Source organism: Shigella sp. FC1967 (assembly GCF_001743005.1).
GTDB lineage: Bacteria > Pseudomonadota > Gammaproteobacteria > Enterobacterales > Enterobacteriaceae > Proteus.
In genome coordinates this window covers 1-275 of the sequence record NZ_MIIZ01000180.1, presented here as the reverse complement: position 1 = coordinate 275, position 275 = coordinate 1, and the positions used below count along the sequence as shown (strand labels likewise).

Annotated in this window: 1 protein-coding gene; it reads right to left on the bottom strand. The window is 40.4% G+C overall.

The window, feature by feature from the left end; genetic code table 11:
* Nucleotides 1–275 (bottom strand): hypothetical protein (locus tag BHE89_RS01660; protein WP_171742424.1); only part of this gene is annotated, 275 nt, incomplete at both ends.

Below are 275 nucleotides of genomic sequence, written 5' to 3'. Positions count from 1 at the left end.
TTAGTTCACGACGAATTTTTGTTAATGCTTCAGGGTCATCTAAATCAACTTTAGGATCGAATCCTGTCGCCCCAACTTCAAGACCTCGTAACGCTTTTTGTAAGGATTCTTGTTGTGTTCTACCTATTGCCATCACTTCGCCAACAGATTTCATTTGCGTGGTTAATCGGTCATTTGTCCCTGCAAATTTTTCAAAGTTAAAACGAGGAATTTTTGTCACAACATAATCAATAGAAGGTTCGAAAGAGGCTGGTGTTCTCCCCTCCCGTAATGTC